Source organism: uncultured Turicimonas sp., assembly GCF_902477955.1.
Classification (GTDB): domain Bacteria; phylum Pseudomonadota; class Gammaproteobacteria; order Burkholderiales; family Burkholderiaceae_F; genus Turicimonas.
Genome location: NZ_CABSJB010000022.1, coordinates 18,331 through 37,354, shown reverse-complemented (window position 1 = coordinate 37,354; position 19,024 = coordinate 18,331). Strand labels below are relative to the sequence as shown.

Below are 19,024 nucleotides of genomic sequence, written 5' to 3'. Positions count from 1 at the left end.
CAGTCTAGATTTCAGGAAGGAGATCAGCGAATTGAATAAGTTCGCTGATGTCCTTAATTCCAAGCTTATGAAAAATTCTGCCGCGGTGAGTTTCTACGGTACGAATGCTGATCCCCGTTATTTCAGCTACTTCTCGGTTCAGCAAACCTTTGGCAATTAGGTCGGCGATTTCAATTTCTCTTGGTGTAAGAGTTCTGAGTTTTTCTTTAATTTCCGTTGGTTCCAGAGAAGCCCCGTTTTTTAATTTGTCAATTTTGATAGCGCGGCCGATTGACTTCAAAAGTTTTTCTTCACTAACAGGCTTTTCTAAAAAATCCACAGCACCGGCATGCAGCGTATTTACTGCTGTGTCAATGCTGCCATGGGCGGAGAGAAAAATAATCGGAAGACGATACTCTCTTTCGTTCATCTCTCTTTGAAGTTCGAGGCCGGTCATATCGGGCATCCGAATATCCAAAATTAAACAGCCGGGAACGGATGGGGCGTCTTGCACGAGAAAATCTTTTGCAGAAGAATAGGCCGCTACTTTCCAACCTTGAGCCTTAAGCAGAAAAGATAGCGCATTACGAAGATCATCGTCATCGTCAACAATTCTTATCAGTGGTTGTACCAGCTTCTTCATTCTTTTCTTCCTCTCCAAGGCATGGGATTTGGATTTCTACAATCAGTCCCTTTGGGATATTTGGTTTGAAGGTTATTTTACCCCCATGGGCCTCAATAATACTTTTTACTATCGGAAGTCCTAATCCTAAGCCTTTTGCTTTAGAAGAATTTAGCGGTTTTTCCATTTTCCAAATTTCTTCTTGGCTCATGGTCTTTGCTTGGTCGGAGATCGTGATTAAAGCTAGACCTTTTTCAGTGGAAATTGATATATCTATTGGGAGTATCGAGTCTGTCTTTTGGGCCTCAAGAGAGTTTCTAAGAAGGTTAACCAAAACAAGTTCCAGTTCAAGCTTATCTCCGGAAACTAGGATGGAAGATGGTCCTTTTAACCGAATGTCAACTTGGTTCTTTCGGCTGGTTCTGAAGTTCAGAATGGATTCTTGGACCACCGTTTTTAAATTAAGAACTTGGTTTCGGCTACTCTTAGATTTCGAGTAACTTCTAACTTTTTCGACAATAGCGTTTATTTTGCTGCACTGTTGATCAATAAGATAGACCGCATTTTGAATATCTTCTGCATTGGCCTTAATCGCACCAACTCCTCCGTCGATAATCCGCTGAATTCCTCTTCCGTACAATTGAATAGAAGCTATTGGTTGGCGTATTTCATGAGCGAGCATCCCGGACATCAGGCCTATTGCCCCCATCTTTTGCAAACTTTCAAGACGAGAGTTGGCCTCCTCAGCTTGGTGAAGAACCTCTGTATGTTTTTTATGGGCTTTGGACAATTGGGCTGTTCTGATTTTTATGAGTCTTTCACAGCGGATAACGTGGGCAATTAAGCCCGCTATGCAGACGAAAAGCAGCATAATCCAAGGCCAATACTCGTTAATGAATCGCTTTAACGTCCACTCACGCAGATATGCCCAGGGCCCGAGCTTAAGATCTTTTAAAAGTGTGTCGACAGAATGATAGTCAGAGGCAGGGCTCCAACGGACACCATTGCTGCTTGGAGGAATCGCTAGCAGCGTTTGAAGCAGCTCGCGTGCTTCTGCGGGGGAGATTTTGGGAGTGATAGAAATCGTCCACGAGGGATAGAGCGAAGTGGAATGGGAACAAGCCAAACGGTTTGACTTACGGTCTCCGATAATTTTGAAGTCTTCTTTCTTGTAGCCTGCTTTTTCAAGCATATCTTCGAAATAGCAGAGTCTGAGAAAACCTACGTCGGCTGTTCCGTTTTTCAACGCTTCGAGAACGTGTTTCATTCGATGTTCTTCCCCGACAAATATCTGCTTTGAGAAGAATTTTTCAGGATCGTAGCCTTGTTTGGAAATCTCGTGCATTCCGATGTGATATCCCGAAAACCCCGTCGGAGAGTTCGCTGCCAGAATTTTTCCTTTTAAGTCCTTGACCGTTTGAAGATCCGTTCTGTCCGCTCTTGTCACAAAAGCGGTTCCCTCGCTCTGGTTGGGATCCGGATATCTTGGGGAGGAGAGGGCTACAAGATCACGGACGCCTTCGGGAAGCAGGCGTCTGTACATACCTGCGCTTGACTGCATGAAGTCAACTTGGCCTGCTTTAACAGCTTCTTCAAGCCCTTTTAACGAGTAATAGGTGACTTTGACATTATCAGGACCAAACTTGTTCTTCAAAGTTTGAATAGTGGTTTGCAGAAATTCTTCGTTGGTATTAGGTACTCGTGAGGAAATGCCCATACGAAGAGGCTCCGCATGACAAACAAGCGGAACCAGGATCAAGAATACGGCGAGAACAGTTTTCTTCAAAGTCAATTTCTAAGAGGCTGGCATGCTGAATTTAAATTGATGACATTCGTCACATTCCAATTTTTGCTGTTTGTGAACTCCGTGACAAGCCTTACACTCGAGATCACCTAGATGGTTTGCATGGACGTTATTCGGTTGCATATTCTTTGTGCGTTCGGCAAGCTGTTCATAACTTCCATGACAGCTTTGGCATTTTGCCGTTTTTACTCTTTTAGCCGGAGGAACTTCCTGGTGGCATGCCGCGCACTGGATTCCCTTGGAAGTGTGGGCAGTTAGAAGAGCATCCTCTGCAGCATAGGCGCCCGTAAGACCAAAAGCGAGAAATAATAGAAATAACAGTTTCTTCATAGTTTGCTAATGGGTTAGATAGCTCCTCCGTTTTGGAGGAGCTTGTAAAAGGACTAAGCCTTACCGTTTGCGCGTTTTGCGGCTTCTTCGCCGGCGATGCGTCCCCAGATTACGGCAGCTGTAAGCTGAGAACCAACAATATAGTCGGAGTAGAAAATACCGCCGATAGCATTGCCTGCTGCATACAAGCCGGGAATCGGTTTGTCTTCAGTGTTGAGGACTTCAGATTTAGCTGTAATCTTCGGACCACCGAATGTTGCTGTCATACCGCCTTGGAATGGGAATGCCATGAACGGACCTTTTTCGATCAAACGTGGTTTTTCCAAAGTATTCGGGGGTGTCAAAGTAGCAGCTTTACCGGCTTTAACTGCATCGTTGTATTCTTTAACGACATTGACGACAGTGTCGACCGGAAGGCCGGCTTTTTCTGCCATTTCGGCCACTGTAGCACCTTCATAGATAGGAGCTTTGGCACGTTTGTATCTGTCAATACGGGTCTTAACGGTTGGAATGTCAACGACTTGGCTGTCGATAATAATGAAGGCCCAGTTTTCAGGAATGATCTTCGGCATCTTCTGAGCAACGGAAACATAGGTTTCAACTTCGTCCAAGAAGCGAGTGCCGTCATTTTTGACCAAGATTCCATAGTTAACCATTGTGGAAGGATTTGCTCTTGTTGGTCCATGGATCGGGCCGGCGTGGAACTGGTTCATGTTGACATACTTCGGGAACAGATGCTGAGTCAGAGTGATGTTCTCGCCTTGTAAAACGTTTGAACCGCGGATCGGCATCCATGCAACATCGCCGCCCATATATCTGCAGACCATTTCTTTGTTGGCGTGGAAACCTCCGGTACAGAGAATAACGCCGCCTTTGGCTGCGTAATCGGTTACTTCTCCGTCTTCATCGACAACTCTTACGCCTGTTACGCGCAAGGCAGGATCGTTCAGAAGAGAAATGACTTTGCTGTCGAAAAATACCGGGATTTTCTTGGCTTTAACGGTGTCAAGCATCTGCTTGGAAAGCTGTGCTCCGCCCGGTTTCAATTTGCCGTCAACAACGTGGCCTCTGTTTCTGCCCGGGAAGACTTCTTCGACGATTGGTTTCCATTTGATGCCGCAAGTGTCAGTCAGCCATTGAATAGCACTTCCGGACATTTCGCAGTACTGACGTGTTAAAGCTTGGTCGCCGCGCTGCTGAGAAACGATCATCATATCTTTGTAGAAGTCGTCCAAGGTGTCCTTCATATTTTGCTGTTTTTGGACGTACGTATTAGTTGCATTGAAGTGACCGCCGGCAAAGATTGTGTTTCCGGCAGGACGAGACATCTTTTCGAAAATAGCGACTTTGGCGCCTTTGTCAGCGGCTTCAATAGCAGCTGCCATTCCTGCACAACCGCAGCCAACTACGATTACATCGTAGTCTGTATTCGGTTTCGTCTCAGCTGCTTGTGCATGGGCAGCCATTGGCAGTAAAGAGGCAGCAGTGGCAGCTGTGCCGGCAAGACCGCATTTAAGGAAAGAGCGTCTTTTGACTTGTGTCATCTTTTTCTCCTTGGTTTGAGGTTATCTTTTGTTGACAAGGAGAAGTTTCCGCATTTTCATACGTACGTAGTTTGAGATAGATCAAGAAGTCTTCAAATAGTTCATAAAAAGTCTGAAATTTGACCTTATTCTCGGTGTTTCTTCTAATGCTCATGTGTGTACAAGACTCCTGGTAATCCAGCTCAACGAAGGAGAAACCTCCCAAAGATGGGATTTTTTGTACGAGAATCTCGAGTATGGAAAAGACAACGACGGCTGCAGTTGCAGCACAAGATATAAATAACACTCTTGCACCTCAAAAGTCACGAGGTGCTTTTTTCGGTATCGCATTGGCCTCCTTAGCTTCCGTATTTTGGGGAGGAATGGGCGTGTCCGTTCAATATCTCTTCGAAAATTCTTCTATCCAGCCCTTGGAACTGGTTGGACTACGGCTTTTGACTGCCGGATTCTTGCTGGTGGCTATTAACTTTGCAGTCGCAAGAAAAGTGCTAATGGCACCTTTTTCCTCCCGAGCAGCATTATTTGGAATCGCGTTGAGCGGGCTGGAAATATTAGGCGGCCACCTTACGTTTTTCTTGGCTATTTACTATTCCAACGCAGGTACCGGAGCAATTTTCTTAGCTTTAGTGCCTTTGGCGGCAGGTTTTTACTTGGTTTTGCGTGGCAAAAAAAGTTTTACTCGAAAAGAACTGTTTTGCTGCACATTGGCCTTTTTCGGAGTGCTTTTACTAGTTTCCAAGGGCAACTTCCTTAGTTTCGACTTGAACTGGCAGGCGGTATTCTGGGGTTTGGTCTGTGTTGGACTTTCTACGGTTTACTCCATCCAGCCGAAGGCCCTTATTGATAAGTGGGGAGTTATTCCTGTAGTCAGTTGGGGTTTGTTGTTTGGAGGCATCGTTGGATTTTCCATTACGATGCCGTGGGACGTCCTTTTTACGTTTAACCTTGCCGGACTTGCTGCTTTTCTGTTTATTGTTGTTTTCGGAACCGTCGCTGCCTTTTGGCTTTATCTGGAAAGTTTGAAATATTTGTCGCCGGTTATCGTTGGTTTGGTGGTGTGCTTAGAGCCTTTATCCGCTTTCATATTCGGTGTTGCCTTTATGGGCTTAAAACTTGGTTTGGCGGAATGTTTGGGTATTGCCATGGTCCTTGCCAATGTTGTTATTCTTTCGATGGGGACCGGACCTAAAAAGCTAGGCAAAAGAAAAGCCGCCCAAAAAGACGGCTAATGAGACCTTTTCTTTTGAATTAGAACGGAATGTCCTCGTCATCTCCTCCGAAAGGATCTGCATTCGGAGCAGGTTGCGGAGCAGCCGGTGCCTGTTGAGCCGGGCGGTTGTAGTTGGCCTGCGGATAAGCCGGAGCTGGCGAAACCGGTTTTTCAAAACTTTGAGCCGGTGCTTGGCGAGCGCCGTACGGCTGAGAATTAAAAGCGGGTTCGGAGCTGTAAGAGTCCGCCGGGTAAGAAGAAGCACCGGAGTCAGATCTGCGATCTAAGAATTGGAAATTCTCACCCATGATTTCCGTGGCATAGTGAGTGACGCCGTCTTTTTCCCATTTGCGTGTTCTCAATCTTCCTTCAACGTAAACGGCAGAGCCCTTTCTAAGATATTTTTGAATGGTTTCTGCCTGCTTTCCGAAGAAAACGATGCGGTGCCATTCCGTCTCTTCTACCAGTTGGCCTGATGCCTGGCTGCGGTAAGAGCGGGAAGTGGCAACGTTAATCGTCGTAATTTGCAAGCCCCCTTCCGTTGCGAAGCGGGTCTCAGGATCACGGCCTAAATTGCCGATGATAAGTACTTTATTAAGAGACGCCATTGGCTTTCCTTGAAAATTTCTACAGATCAGAACATTTTAACAGAGTCGAAAAAATTAACTCTGAGAACAGCGAGTTTAATCGCCTCTTACGCCTATTAATGTCTTTTTGAGCTTATCGAGAGGGGCGATGAAAATGAAAAATTTTCATAAAAAATGTATAGTTGCAAATCGCAGAAAAAAATCATGAAAGAGATTGTTATACAAGGGGCACGAACCCACAATCTGAAAAATGTGGACCTGTCCTTGCCAAGAGGCAAACTGGTAGTCATTACAGGACTTTCCGGATCCGGTAAGAGTTCTTTGGCATTTGATACGTTATATGCCGAAGGACAGAGAAGGTATGTGGAAAGTTTGTCTACGTATGCCCGTCAATTCTTGGAACAAATGGAAAAGCCCGATGTAGATCACATTGAAGGGCTTTCTCCGGCAATTTCTATCGAGCAAAAAAGTACAAATAGAAGTCCGCGTTCAACGGTCGGCACTATTACAGAAATCTACGATTACTTGAGACTGCTGTTTGCAAGAGTGGGGGTGCCGCACTGCCCGACTCACGGAACGGCGCTGCATGCTTCAAGCGTAAGCGAAATCGTAGACAGAATTATTGAGTTTAAGGAGGACGGCTCCAAACTCATGATAGTCGCCCCGGTTTGTCGTTCCTCCTCAAAAGTTATCCGTCATAAAACGGAAGACCTCCAAAGCAGAGGCTTTACTCGTTTTCAGATAGACGGGAATGTCTGCACGGTTCCGGATTTGCCTGCACTCGACGATGATGAAAATCATCAGCTCAATGTCGTTGTAGACCGTCTTAAAATGCGCCCCGATATTCGTCAGAGGTTGGCCGAGTCCATTGAAACGTCCCTGCTTATCGGTGACGGCATGGTTCTTATCGAGGACTTGGAATCGGGGCAGACCGAACGTTTTTCAAACAAGTTCGCTTGCCCGGATTGCGGCTTTACGATGGATCGGTTAGAACCCAACATGTTCTCTTTCAATAGTCCGGCCGGAGCTTGTGAAGTTTGCGGAGGACTCGGCGAAGCGGAAGAATTTGATGCGGAAAAATTTATTTCTCTTCCGGATTTGTCGCTGAAAGACGGAGCAATCGACGGCTGGGGGATGCTTAACCCATATAACTATCAGTTGCTGGAAGCAGTGGCCGTTAAATTTAATATTCCTCTGACAGAGCCATGGAACCGCCTCTCTAAACAGCAACAAGATATTATTTTGTACGGTTCCGGTAAAGAAGAAATTCCGGTCGTATTCAAAGACGGAGAGGGAAGAGAAATCCAAAGAAACCAGCTCTTTGAAGGTGTTATTCCAATAACGAAGAGAAGGTTTGACGGGGCCTCAAATGAAGCATTAAAAAAGGAGCTAGGAAAATACCGAACTCTTAGACCATGTTCTGCTTGCTCCGGTTCTCGGCTTAATGTAGCTTCTTCGAATGTTCGAATCGGAGACGGTCAACAGCAGAGAACAATTTCTCAAATAACAAGCTTATCTTTAAAAGAAGCTCTTGAATACTTTAAAAAACTCTCTTTGTCAGGGGCAAGAGCAGAAATCGGCGGAAAGCTGATACAAGAAATAATAAGCAGGCTTGGGTTTTTAAATAACGTCGGGCTCGAATATTTAACCTTGAGTCGTCCTGCCGCAACACTTTCCGGCGGAGAGTCTCAGCGTATTCGTTTAGCCAGCCAAGTCGGTTCCCAGCTTTCCGGTGTGATGTATGTTTTAGATGAGCCTTCGATTGGCCTTCATCAATGCGATAACGACAGACTAATTGCTACTCTGAAAGGACTCAGAGATTTGGGTAATTCCGTTATTGTGGTTGAGCATGATGAGGATACCATTCGTGAAGCAGATTACATCGTTGACATGGGCCCCGGAGCCGGAAGACTAGGCGGTGAAGTAATCGCACGAGGAACTCCGAAAGAGGTGGAAAAGAATCCAAATTCGCTTACAGGGAAATATTTGACGGGCGAATTAAAGATTCGTACCTTGAGGAAGACCAAGCCGGGAAAAGATTTCATCAAAATTTACGGAGCTTCGGGCAACAATCTTAAAAACGTTGATGTCAGCATTCCGGTCGGCTTGATGACGGTGGTGACCGGTGTGTCCGGGTCTGGTAAATCTACGTTAGTCAATGAGACGCTTTATGCGTATGCAGCAAATGTCTTAAACCGTGCTAAAAAGACACCGCAGCCTTTTGACAAAATCGAAGGACTGGAAAATTTCGACAAAGTCATTCACGTCGATCAAGATCCTATTGGAAAGACACCTAGATCTAATCCGGCGACATACTGTGGTATTTTTAGTCCGATCAGAGATTTGTTTGCGGAAACACCGATAGCCAGAGAAAGAGGGTATGGTTCGGCACGCTTTTCTTTTAACGTGAAGGGAGGCCGATGCGAAGCATGTGAAGGAGAAGGACTGGTTAAAGTCGAAATGAACTTCCTTCCGGATATGTACGTGCCTTGCGACCACTGCCACGGAACGCGATATAACCGCGAAACATTAGAGGTTCTGTACAAAGGGCTTAATATTGCCCAAGTATTAGATTTAACAGTTGATCAGGCGGCTGAGTTTTTTGCTGCCGTTCCTGTTATTTATAAAAAACTTCAAACCCTTCAGGAGGTCGGTCTCGGTTATATCAAACTAGGCCAGAGCGCTACGACACTGTCGGGTGGAGAAGCCCAACGAATTAAGCTAGCATTAGAACTAGCCAAGAGATCAACCGGCAAAACTCTTTATATTTTGGATGAACCGACAACAGGTTTGCACTTCAAAGATGTGGACATGTTATTAGCGGTACTTGAAAAATTAAAGAAAGCAGGTAATACTTTACTAATTATTGAGCATAACTTGGAAGTGGTTAGAGAAGCTGACTGGGTTATTGACATAGGCCCGGGCGGTGGAGCGGAAGGCGGTCAAGTGGTCGCCGTCGGCGCCCCGGAAACAATAAGCGAAAACCCCTCTAGCCGAACAGGTAAATATCTAGGAAACTTGACAAAAAGAAGAGGTTCCCTTGAATAAGAGCAAAGATAAATTTGAGCAGCTGTTAATGGATTCATTTTATGCTGCGATTGATGCGGCAGACCCACATAAGGTCGTACCACCGCACGTCCCCGTTGGTTTTGAAGGGGACGTGGTAGTTGTCGGCGCAGGAAAAGCAGCTGCCAGTATGGCGGCTGCCGTTGAGGAAACATGGCCTGAAAAAGATTTAAGCGGGGTTGTTATTACGCGCTACGGCCACGGTGAAAAGACCAAGAAGATTAAGGTATTGGAGGCAGCTCACCCCATTCCTGATCAGTCCAACCTGAAAGCGACTCAAGAGATGATGCAGCAGGTTGATAAATTGAAAGAAGGCGATTTACTTCTCGCCTTGATTTCGGGTGGCGGCTCTTCTCTCCTCTCTCTTCCGGTGGAAGGCGTCACAATCGAAGATATCCGTAAAGTGACTGAAGATCTTCTTCGCGCCGGAACATCAATTGACCATATTAATGCGGTTCGCAAGCACGTCTCTCAGGTTAAAGGCGGAAGACTGGCTCTTGCTGCCCGGGCTCGCGGCGCGGAAGTTCTCTCTCTCATTATCTCAGACGTGGTTGGCGATAATCCTTCCGATATCGCTTCCGGCCCCTGTTCTGAAGACTTCTCTACTTATGCGGATGCGTTGTGGTATCTGAGCCAAGCCAGAGTAGACACACCTAAGGCGATTCTCGAACATTTGCGCAACGGCGCTCGAGGTGCAATTGAAGAAACACCGAAGATCGGTGATGTGAGAATGCGCAGTGTGAAGAACAAGATCGTTGCTAATTCCTTCAAAGGTCTTCAAGCTGCCGCTGCCTTCTTTAAAGAAAACGGGATGCGTCCGGTTATTATCGGCGACGATATTACGGGCGAAGCCAGATCCGTGGCTCTTCAGGTTTCTCGTAAGGTCCGTCTCGAATACTCTAAGCCCCGCAGAAAACCGGTTGTCCTTCTTTCAGGCGGTGAATGCACCGTTACCTTGGACAAGGGAAGAATCGGTAAAGGCGGACCCTGCTCTGAGTTCCTTTTAGCATTAGCCCAAGAGCTTCAAGTAGATTCTATTTACGCGATAGCTGCTGATACGGACGGTGTGGACGGCAACGGTGAATCTGCGGGCGCAATGCTCAGGCCCGACACTATGAAGAGAGCTAAAGAGATGAACCTGGATCCGGAAGTATTTTTGAAAGAACATAATGCACACGAATTCTTCCGATTGCTGGGAGATTCTCTGGATACCGGCCCGACTCGAACAAATATCAATGATTACCGTGCGATCCTGATCCCTTAAGAATTATCATCAACCTTCCGCAAGGAAGGTTGAGTTGTCTTTGTAAGCTGGTTTGACAACTTATAATGTCGAAACTTGGTTAGTTACTACCTTCAAAACATACTATTTTTGATCCAAAGGAGGCCGCCGCAGACTTACAGGCTGAGACGGCGGAAGAAATGACTGCTTCATCAACTATGTTCCGTTTAGACGCTTCTCGAGCTTTATCAGACTTCCGTACTGAAAGGCTCTTAAAGAAAATTCGTCAATTTGTTCCGGGAGTGGCAACACTCAATAGCCGGTACATTCACTTTGTCCATACTGCAGACGAACTTTCTGTCCTTGACATGACACGTCTGAAAGACATCCTCAATTACGGTGAAGAGTGCTTGGTTACTCATACCCCCAATAAATTCTTGGTTGTTCCACGTTTAGGAACCGTTTCTCCTTGGGCCTCGAAAGCAACCGACATTATTCACAATTGCGGCTTGAATCAGGTTCTGAGAGTAGAAAGAGGCACTTTATACGAGCTGACTTTTAAAGAACCTCGTCTTTTAACGGACAAGGAAAAAGAGCAAATTGCTTCCGTCATTCATGACAAGATGACGGAAAGCGTTGTTGATCCGGATGTCTCTGCTGAAGTCGTTTTCGGTGAAGCGCAGGGCGAACCGATGCGTACGGTCGACATTCTGAAAGAAGGCAGAGAAGCTCTCGTCAAAGCAAACGGCGAGTTCGGTTTGGCTCTGAATGAAGACGAAATAGACTACTTAGTCGACGCTTTTACAAAGTTGGAGCGTAATCCGACAGATGTCGAATTGATGATGTTTGCACAAGCAAACTCTGAACACTGCCGTCATAAGATTTTTAATGCTAAATGGACAATTGACGGCCAGGACAAAGATAAAACTTTGTTCGGCATGATTCGCGAAACTCATAATGCTCATCCGGAAGGTACTATTGTTGCTTACTCCGATAATGCAGCCGTATTTGAAGGCAGTGAAGTGGATCGTTTGTACCCGAGAGGAAACGAATCTGCCTTAGGCGGCCGAGAATATTCTTATGAGACCGAGCCCACGCACACCGTCTTTAAGGTCGAAACTCATAACCATCCGACTGCTATTTCTCCGTTCCCGGGAGCCTCTACCGGTTCCGGCGGCGAGATTCGTGACGAAGGAGCTACCGGCCGTGGTGCACGTCCGAAAGCAGGTTTGACCGGTTTTACCGTTTCCGCATTGAATCTTCCGGGCTACGGACAGAAGTGGGAAACCGATAAAGACGTTGCCGTTGATGGACCGGAAACGGAAGAACTCTACGGTTCTCCAAGCCGTATTGCTTCTTCCTTGGAAATTATGACGGACGGTCCTTTAGGAGGCGCCGCTTTCAATAATGAATTCGGACGTCCGAATGTTCTCGGTTATTTCCGTGCATTCCAGGCAAACGTCGGCGGAAGACGCTACGGGTACCATAAGCCGATTATGTTGGCTGGCGGTATCGGCAATATCAAGGAAGGCCAGACACATAAATTAGATTTACCAACAGGAACTTATTTAGTTGTTCTCGGCGGACCCGGAATGCGGATTGGTATTGGCGGAGGCGCTGCTTCCTCGATGGCGTCCGGTTCTAACTCCGAAGCGTTGGATTTTGCCAGCGTTCAGCGCGGCAATCCGGAAATGGAAAGAAGAGCCCAAGAAGTTATCGATAGATGCTGGGAAGCCGGTGAAGAAAATCCGATTTTGGCTATTCACGATATCGGCGCAGGCGGTCTTTCTAACGCCATGCCGGAATTGGCAGACCTTTCAGGCAAAGGTGCACATCTCGATCTGAAGAAAGTTCCTGTTGAAGAATCAGGAATGAGCCCGTTGGAGATTTGGTGCAACGAATCTCAGGAAAGATATGCTTTGGCCATCGATCCGGACAAACTGGAACAATTCGAAGATTACTGCAAACGCGAAAGATGTCCGTATGCGATTCTCGGACAGATCAGTGCCGACGATAACTTAGTGGTCGACTCTATCAAAGAGGGAGAAGAAGCCGTTGACATGCCAATGAGTGTTCTCCTCGGCAAGACTCCGAGAATGCACAGAAACGTCGAGTCCGAAGCGCCTTTGAAGATGAAGAGCAACTTGGATGTTGATCTTAAAGAGGTCATCCACGATATTCTTCGTCATCCGACAGTTGCCAGCAAGAAATTCTTAATTACTATCGGTGATAGAGCCGTCGGCGGATTGACTTGCAGAGACCAGATGGTCGGCCCATGGCAGGTTCCGGTAGCAGATGCAGCCGTTACGGCTCTCGGCTTCCACACTTACAAGGGTGAAGCAATGGCAATGGGAGAAAAGACTCCGTTAGCCATTTCCAATGCTGCTGCGGCCAGCCGTATGGCAATTGGCGAAGCATTAACAAACTTAGTTAGTGCAGATATTGATTTAGAAAGAATTATTTTATCGGCCAACTGGATGGGCGCTTGCGGACAACCGGGCCAGGATGCTTCCTTGTTTGCCGGTGTAGAAGCTGCCAGCACATTCTCCCAAGAGTTAGGAGTCAGCATCCCTGTGGGCAAAGACTCCCTTTCTATGAAGACGTCTTGGAAAGATGCCGAAGGACAGGACAAGAGCGTCACTTCTCCGGTTTCATTGATTGTATCTGCGGCCGCCCCGGTTAAAGACATCCGTAATACCATGACTCCGCAGTTTGCCGATAAGGTTCTTGACAGTTCATTGCTTTTAATTGATCTTGGTCAAGGTAAAGACCGTATGGGCGGCTCCATTTACTCCCAGGTTACTCAACAGTTTGACTCTGAGACTCCTGATGTCGATAACGCGGCCGACTTGAGCAAGTTCTTGAAAGTGATTAGAGAGCTTGCATCTAAAGGCGTTATTTTGGCCTACCACGACAGAAGCGACGGTGGCTTAGCTGCCACTCTCTGTGAAATGATGTTCGCCAGCCGTATGGGTGTAGAACTTGTAGCTGACGGGTTGATTGCTAACGGCAGGAACTTAAATGAAGCCCTCTTCAATGAAGAACTCGGTGCCGTCATTCAAGTTTCCAGAGGCCGTGCTCATGAAGTTAAGAGCGCCTTTGACAATGCAGGACTTGGCCACTGCCTGGTTTATCTCGGCAATATTCTTCGTGAAGAAGAATTCTCCATCTATTTGAGAGGCGACTGCGTATTCTCAGAAGGACGCAGCTCCTTAGAAAAACTGTGGAGTGAAGTCTCTTGGCAAATCGCTCGCCAAAGAGACAATCCTGCTTGTGCAGACAGCGAATACGCATTGATTGACTCTAAGAAATGCGGACTTGTTTTGGCTACAGGCTTCGACCCTGAAGAAAACATTGCCGCTCCGTTTATCAATTCCGGAGAAAGACCGAGGGTTGCAATTTTGAGAGAGCAGGGCGTCAACAGTCAGAATGAAATGGCCAGCGCCTTTATGCAAGCCGGCTTTGACGCCGTTGACGTTCACATGACAGACCTCTTGGAAGGCAGAACTGATTTGCTGTCATTTAATGGTTTGGCAGCTTGTGGCGGATTCTCCTACGGTGACGTTTTAGGCGCCGGCGGCGGTTGGGCTAAGACAATTCTGTTCAACGAACGTCTTAAAGAGCAGTTTGTGAAGTTCTTTGAAAACGGCAATACCTTTACCTTGGGCGTCTGCAACGGCTGCCAGATGATTTCTCAATTGAAATCTTTGATTCCGGGTGCACAACACTGGCCGTCTTTCGAGAGAAACCTTTCTGAACAGTTTGAAGCTCGTTTAGTCAACGTCAAGATTTTGCCGTCCCCGTCTATTCTCTTTACCGGAATGGCCGGAGCTGTTCTCCCTGTAGTTAATGCGCACGGAGAAGGGCGAGCATTCTGGGCGAACCCTGCTGATGAAGATCTCGCAATTCCGGTTGCCTGCTATGTGGACGAAACACAAAATCCGACCGAGATTTATCCGCTGAATCCAAACGGTTCAAGACTTGGAAGAACTTCTTTCACAACTACGGACGGACGCGCGACAATCATCATGCCTCATCCGGAAAGAAGCTGGCGATCTGTTCAGCTGTCCTGGAGATCTCCGCTTCTGCGTGATGTCTCTCCATGGGCACGCATCTTCCAAAACGCAAGGGTTTGGTTAGGCTAGGCTAGGCCTAAATGGATTTCCAAACTTGGCTGAGTTTTGCCGGAGCAAGTTTCATATTAAGTCTTGCTCCGGGGCCGGACAATATTTTTGTCTTGATGCAGTCTGTCATTTACGGCAGATCCGCAGGACTGAAGATTGTTTCGGGATTATGTACCGGACTCCTGGTTCATACTTTGTTAGTTGCTGTCGGAGTCTCGGCACTTATTCGTGCTTCTGAGACCGCTTTCTTCTGTTTAAAGGCGGCAGGTGCTCTTTATTTGGTTTATTTGGCAGTTATGGCTTGGAAAGCTCCGTCGACACCAATGGCCGAAGAAAAAGGCGAAGTTAAAGATGCGATGTCTTTCAGTAAATGGTGGGCCCGCGGTTTCATCATGAACCTGACTAATCCCAAGGTCATCATCTTTTTCTTGGCCTTCTTTCCCCAATTTTTGTTTCCCGGAGAGAACACCGAGGTTCAGATTTTGATGATGGGATTAACTTTTATCGCTGCCACGGTAATTGTGTTCGGTGCAATTGCGTGTTTTGCAGAATTCGTCAGAGAAAAGATTTCGTCTGCGCGTGTACAACAGGTTATTAATCGTACAGGTGCAGTGATTTTCATGGGATTGGCCGTCAGTCTGGTATTTTCCGTTTGATTCCGCTCAGGTAAAAAACGAGCTGTCTCTGGAAAACCGCAGATAAAAAAGAAGGAGGAGTTCCCCTCCTTCCAAATATCACTTAACGCTGTTTGCTTATCACAGCAATCAAACTTTTTCTTTATTCATTTTCAAAAGAATCAATCCTATCAAGACTCCTAAACAAGTTAGGGCACAACCGCATAGGTAGGCATAGGAGTAAGAACCGTCAATGGCAAGCACTTTTATCAGCCAAGGGCCAATAATGCCGGCAAGTGAAAAGCCGCAGAACATTAAGCCGTAGTTGGTGCTGTTGTGTTTTGTTCCGAAAACCGCGGCGGTAAATCCTGGATATATTCCCATGAGAGAACCGAACGCAAAGCCAATGCAGGCGAAGGCAGCGTAGAAGAATAATAGATGGTCTGCATCTGCAAAGACTAACAATGACAGACCGGCAGCTGCCCCGATGGCAGCCCCAATTAAGGTTGGAAGCTGACCGAATTTATCGGAAAGTACGCCTGTGACAAGTCGAGCAAATGTATTGACCAAAGCGATGAAAGCGACGGCACCGGCGGCTGCAGCTGCAGAATAGCCGATTTGAGTACGGGCGATAACTGCTGCATGAGAAAGAATCATCATTCCGCTGACGCCGCAACAAAGAAGGAATGCAAACATCAGCCAAAACCTAGGCCTTTTGAGCATGGAGAGAGTATCTACGTCTAAGGATACGAAGTTGTTGGTTGGTTTTGTCCAACCTTGCGGAACGAAGTCAGGCGGACATTTAACGCTCAGTAGTCCGCCAAAGACAATTACTGCTCCGAAGACAATTCCGAGAGATTCAAATGCAAACGAAATCCCGTTTGTTGCGATAAGGTACTGGCCGATAGGCGGCACAATCACGGAACACAGACCGTAGAAGCCGGTAGTTAAACCGCCTGCAAGCCCGCGATGGTCCGGAAAGAATTTAATGGTGTTGTTAACGGCTGCGCCATAGGTGAAGCCAAGACCTAAACCAAAAATTAGACCGTAAGAAATAAGGAAGGAGAGAAAAGTCTCGGAGGCCCCCGAAAAAAACATCCCGGCTCCAATGAAAAGACCTCCTACAACAATCACGGCTTTTGGTCCCAGACGATCCACAAAATAACCGCCCAATATCATCGGGATTGGAGCAAGACCGTTGCAAATGCTAAAGGCTATTGCCAGATCTCCAGCGGTTATGAGAGAGCCGGTCAACTCTGAAAGTTGTTGAGCTTTCGGACCTGCAAAGACACTCCAAGCATAAACAGAACCGGTGCAAAGATTAATCAAACAGGCGATGGCCAATAAAGTCCAACGTTTTTCAGATAGGTTCTTCATAGTTTGTGTTGTAAAAATTTTTCTATTAAAGGCTCAGTTTATTGTGTTAATGAGTCTTTTAGACATTATGTGGTTATCATGGCCTTGTTGTTTGGCACGCTGTCGAACTCAATCGCCTCTGACATGAAATTTTCAGGCTGTTATGTTTGCGAAGGCGCTGCTTTTGACGACTGCCTTGTAAATTCAGTTTAGGAAACAAAATGTCGGTTCAAGAAAGAAATTATGATGATCTTTTCGAGATAGCCATTATCAATAGCAAACCTTGTGCAGGAGAGCAGTTTAATTGGGCTGCTTTCAAAGCAAGCGAAGTTAAAGAAAAGAAAGATCTTCCTTCCTATTTGATTTTTGGGCCTCTTGATGAGGGCACCTTAGTCATCAATGAAGACGGTTGGTTCGCCCAATGGAAGGATGCCGAGCAAAAAGCCAAGGTTACGGTGAACTGGAGAAAGGATACCAAAATGTATTCCGTTTCTCAGGTTTGGATGGGCATTGAGGGAAGCGCCGTTGGAGCTTCTGATGAACAACCTTTCCCGCAGGTTCTCGCAAGCCTTTATGAGGACGGTTTTCCAAAAGACTGGGAACAAAAAGCTAAAGAGTATTTCGAAAGTAAATACCGTATCTCCTGGTTAAACAGCCCTAATGATCTTCCTTGTACTTTCGGACTTCCAAACGGGACTTTCCGCGTTTTGGAATTTCCAATTCTCATTAAAAATATTAGAAATGCACAGCGTATTTTGATGCATCTGAGCGAAGAGAATCCGCCCTACGGATTCTTCGCCGTAGCACAGCTGACGGCTCAGAAAGTCTTCTATGAAGTAGGCAAGGCACCGGACTGGACTAATGATATCGGTTTGGTGTTGACGCAGTCAATTGGAGAGACCGGCTTAATTCCAACGGATATTCCTCAGCGCGAAAAGATCGATGGAAAAGATTACAACGTGCTGAGCAGACAGGTCGTTATGCTTCAGATTTCTATTCCGTTCTCCGGCCTATCTTTCATGCTTAAGAAGCTTGCCGAGACGCCTATGCCGATTGTTACAACGCAAGAAATGCCGCTCAGAAGAGAGCTTACACCAGTCATTCTTCCGGTTAATCTCGATGAAGTTACCGACAGCTTTACCGTCACCGACCAAGATCAAGGCATTAAGGTTGTGACCGGATTGATGAAGACTCAGCGTCCTTTCGCAGAACTTCTCCTGAAAGACAGCCAAAAACAGATTGAAGAATTGGAAAAATTCTCCGACGAAATGCTCGACAAACTCTCAGGCGATATTGAGGAGGAATCCAAGAAATAAGAATACAGAAAACAACGGGATAACCAAAAGTTATCCCGTCCTCCCGGAAGACGCTGCTGTAACAGCGCCGTTCTACTAATTTTTTAATTGTTTTGATTTTCTTGGTTCTTTGTATAAGCTCTGACTTCAAAGCCCATCATCAAAGCTGCCCAACCGTCGAAGATCAATTCGATAGCGACAAAGATACCGAAGATCCAAGGAGCGCTTTGCGGCCAGCCCCACCAGAGGCAGATGCCTAACAGGAAGGAAACGACAGCAGAGAAGAGCATCAAGCCCCAGCCTTTTGTATCGGTGTTGCTCAATGCAATCCAGCACTTCACAAGGCCGACGGCGACAAAGTAAGAAGCCAAGAATAATGTCAATGTTTCTGCACCGAAAATCGGGTAGAACATCAAGATTAAACCGGTAACGGCGGTCAATAATGCAAGAATGATTGCAGCCGTTCTGGCTCCCCATCCCTGAGCTTTCCAAAAAAGTGCAAGACCGGTTGCACCGCTGACGAGAAGCATGGCACCGACGAAAATCGTGACGCCTACGGAGAACGCAATCGGTGCAAATAAACCGATGGTACCAAGGACGATGGAGAAGATGCCCCAACCAATCATAGAGCCGGAGCTGTTGCGAAGCGGCAGGAGCAATTCACGGACGATACGAGCATTGACGGGATCGCCGGGCATAGGATTTTGTTTGTTGTCTGACATGATTTTTTCCTCTTATTCGGATACCTCAATGATGAATTCATTGGAGGCAAGTAAGAGGAAAAACAAACCACTCTGAGTAAACGAAGCCTACCTGATCGCCCAAATTATGATCGGATGCGCTTCTCGATACTTAAGCCAAGCGCCTTCAGAGATAGGTGCACTTCCATGACAAAAAAGATGGTCGAAGTGACAATGAAAATGACCGCGGTCAAAAGAATAGTGGACTTCCAGACCTCAAGTTTGAGGTTCAAAATATTTTCCAGAATGGAGACTAGAACCAGAATTCCGCTGAAAGCTGCAGAAATTGTTACCGCAAGAATGGCATTCTTCAAAAGATGGCTGCGTTCGTAGATTAGGTTAATTGCTCTTTCTAAGTCGCTGTCTTTCCTAGGAAGAATTTTCTTTCTTTCCTTTAAAAGCTGTCTTACTCTGTCTGTTGTGTGGTTGTATCTCGCTGACATCGCTAACAGCAAAAGGCCTACACCCGAAATTAGAGTAATAGGAGTCAAGGCATTCGATAAGGTTGCTGCGTAAGTTACCATGATTCAC

The 19,024-nt window shown here is 46.5% G+C and carries 14 protein-coding genes; 6 read left to right on the top strand and 8 right to left on the bottom strand.

The features are described 5' to 3' along the window. Window positions 1–4: 4 nt before the first annotated feature. Genes RDK53_RS07690 through RDK53_RS07675 form a run of 4 tightly spaced genes read right to left on the bottom strand, consistent with a single transcriptional unit; the run spans window position 5 to window position 4,279 of the window. The gene (locus RDK53_RS07690; RefSeq protein WP_308514036.1) at window positions 5–622 is read right to left on the bottom strand and encodes a response regulator; all 618 of its coding nucleotides are present in this window, start codon (window positions 620–622) and stop codon (window positions 5–7) included. Then, complete coding sequence (locus RDK53_RS07685; protein WP_308514035.1) at window positions 585–2,387, bottom strand: PhnD/SsuA/transferrin family substrate-binding protein; 1,803 nt, start codon at window positions 2,385–2,387, stop codon at window positions 585–587. The genes RDK53_RS07690 and RDK53_RS07685 overlap by 38 nt, the downstream gene beginning before the upstream one ends. A gap of 9 nt (window positions 2,388–2,396) precedes the next feature. After that, window positions 2,397–2,735 (bottom strand): cytochrome c3 family protein, encoded by a 339-nt coding sequence (locus tag RDK53_RS07680; protein ID WP_308514034.1) that lies wholly within the window; start codon window positions 2,733–2,735, stop codon window positions 2,397–2,399. A gap of 53 nt (window positions 2,736–2,788) precedes the next feature. After that, window positions 2,789–4,279, bottom strand: a complete 1,491-nt coding sequence (locus RDK53_RS07675; protein WP_308514033.1) for an FAD-dependent oxidoreductase — start codon at window positions 4,277–4,279, stop codon at window positions 2,789–2,791. A gap of 236 nt (window positions 4,280–4,515) precedes the next feature. Here RDK53_RS07675 and RDK53_RS07670 point away from each other — a divergent pair, with 236 nt between their 5' ends. Then, entirely contained in the window at window positions 4,516–5,508 is a 993-nt protein-coding gene (locus tag RDK53_RS07670) for a DMT family transporter (RefSeq protein WP_308514032.1), read from the top strand. 19 nt (window positions 5,509–5,527) lie between these two features. Here RDK53_RS07670 and RDK53_RS07665 read toward each other — a convergent pair whose 3' ends face one another. Continuing rightward, entirely contained in the window at window positions 5,528–6,097 is a 570-nt protein-coding gene (locus RDK53_RS07665; RefSeq protein WP_308514031.1) for a single-stranded DNA-binding protein, read from the bottom strand. A 183-nt stretch (window positions 6,098–6,280) separates the two neighbouring features. Here RDK53_RS07665 and uvrA point away from each other — a divergent pair, with 183 nt between their 5' ends. From uvrA to RDK53_RS07645, 4 genes are all read left to right on the top strand, one after another. Further along, window positions 6,281–9,124: an excinuclease ABC subunit UvrA gene (gene uvrA / locus RDK53_RS07660; RefSeq protein ID WP_308514030.1), complete on the top strand. Its 2,844-nt coding sequence runs from the start codon at window positions 6,281–6,283 to the stop codon at window positions 9,122–9,124. Window positions 9,125–9,152: 28 nt separating this feature from the next. Continuing rightward, complete coding sequence (locus RDK53_RS07655; RefSeq protein WP_201415727.1) at window positions 9,153–10,406, top strand: glycerate kinase; 1,254 nt, start codon at window positions 9,153–9,155, stop codon at window positions 10,404–10,406. Between the two features lie 158 nt (window positions 10,407–10,564). Next, complete coding sequence (purL, locus tag RDK53_RS07650) at window positions 10,565–14,509, top strand: phosphoribosylformylglycinamidine synthase (protein ID WP_308514029.1); 3,945 nt, start codon at window positions 10,565–10,567, stop codon at window positions 14,507–14,509. 11 nt (window positions 14,510–14,520) lie between these two features. Continuing rightward, the gene (locus RDK53_RS07645; RefSeq protein WP_308514028.1) at window positions 14,521–15,144 is read left to right on the top strand and encodes a LysE family translocator; all 624 of its coding nucleotides are present in this window, start codon (window positions 14,521–14,523) and stop codon (window positions 15,142–15,144) included. 108 nt (window positions 15,145–15,252) lie between these two features. Here the strand turns inward: RDK53_RS07645 and RDK53_RS07640 are convergent, their stop codons facing one another. Beyond that, the gene (locus tag RDK53_RS07640) at window positions 15,253–16,479 is read right to left on the bottom strand and encodes an OFA family MFS transporter (RefSeq protein ID WP_308514027.1); all 1,227 of its coding nucleotides are present in this window, start codon (window positions 16,477–16,479) and stop codon (window positions 15,253–15,255) included. Window positions 16,480–16,679: 200 nt separating this feature from the next. Between RDK53_RS07640 and RDK53_RS07635 the strand changes: the two genes are divergently transcribed. Continuing rightward, window positions 16,680–17,774 (top strand): hypothetical protein, encoded by a 1,095-nt coding sequence (locus RDK53_RS07635; protein WP_308514026.1) that lies wholly within the window; start codon window positions 16,680–16,682, stop codon window positions 17,772–17,774. A gap of 83 nt (window positions 17,775–17,857) precedes the next feature. Here the strand turns inward: RDK53_RS07635 and RDK53_RS07630 are convergent, their stop codons facing one another. Both RDK53_RS07630 and RDK53_RS07625 read right to left on the bottom strand, forming a co-directional pair. Continuing rightward, window positions 17,858–18,475 carry an HdeD family acid-resistance protein gene (locus tag RDK53_RS07630; RefSeq protein ID WP_308514025.1) on the bottom strand — a complete coding sequence of 206 codons (618 nt, stop codon included), beginning with the start codon at window positions 18,473–18,475 and terminating at the stop codon, window positions 17,858–17,860. A gap of 104 nt (window positions 18,476–18,579) precedes the next feature. Continuing rightward, window positions 18,580–19,017 (bottom strand): DUF2721 domain-containing protein, encoded by a 438-nt coding sequence (locus RDK53_RS07625; protein WP_066594117.1) that lies wholly within the window; start codon window positions 19,015–19,017, stop codon window positions 18,580–18,582. Window positions 19,018–19,024 lie beyond the last annotated feature (7 nt).

What these genes read in the sequence shown, in the direction of transcription:
- RDK53_RS07640 (WP_308514027.1), bottom strand. Translation starts at nt 16,479, where the DNA reads ATGAAGAACCTATCTGAAAAACGTTGGACTTTATTGGCCATCGCCTGT.
- RDK53_RS07670 (WP_308514032.1), top strand. Translation starts at nt 4,516, where the DNA reads ATGGAAAAGACAACGACGGCTGCAGTTGCAGCACAAGATATAAATAAC.
- RDK53_RS07635 (WP_308514026.1), top strand. Translation starts at nt 16,680, where the DNA reads ATGTCGGTTCAAGAAAGAAATTATGATGATCTTTTCGAGATAGCCATT.
- RDK53_RS07625 (WP_066594117.1), bottom strand. Translation starts at nt 19,017, where the DNA reads ATGGTAACTTACGCAGCAACCTTATCGAATGCCTTGACTCCTATTACT.
- RDK53_RS07665 (WP_308514031.1), bottom strand. Translation starts at nt 6,097, where the DNA reads ATGGCGTCTCTTAATAAAGTACTTATCATCGGCAATTTAGGCCGTGAT.
- RDK53_RS07630 (WP_308514025.1), bottom strand. Translation starts at nt 18,475, where the DNA reads ATGTCAGACAACAAACAAAATCCTATGCCCGGCGATCCCGTCAATGCT.
- RDK53_RS07690 (WP_308514036.1), bottom strand. Translation starts at nt 622, where the DNA reads ATGAAGAAGCTGGTACAACCACTGATAAGAATTGTTGACGATGACGAT.
- purL (WP_308514029.1), top strand. Translation starts at nt 10,565, where the DNA reads ATGACTGCTTCATCAACTATGTTCCGTTTAGACGCTTCTCGAGCTTTA.
- RDK53_RS07645 (WP_308514028.1), top strand. Translation starts at nt 14,521, where the DNA reads ATGGATTTCCAAACTTGGCTGAGTTTTGCCGGAGCAAGTTTCATATTA.
- uvrA (WP_308514030.1), top strand. Translation starts at nt 6,281, where the DNA reads ATGAAAGAGATTGTTATACAAGGGGCACGAACCCACAATCTGAAAAAT.
- RDK53_RS07655 (WP_201415727.1), top strand. Translation starts at nt 9,153, where the DNA reads ATGGATTCATTTTATGCTGCGATTGATGCGGCAGACCCACATAAGGTC.
- RDK53_RS07675 (WP_308514033.1), bottom strand. Translation starts at nt 4,279, where the DNA reads ATGACACAAGTCAAAAGACGCTCTTTCCTTAAATGCGGTCTTGCCGGC.
- RDK53_RS07680 (WP_308514034.1), bottom strand. Translation starts at nt 2,735, where the DNA reads ATGAAGAAACTGTTATTTCTATTATTTCTCGCTTTTGGTCTTACGGGC.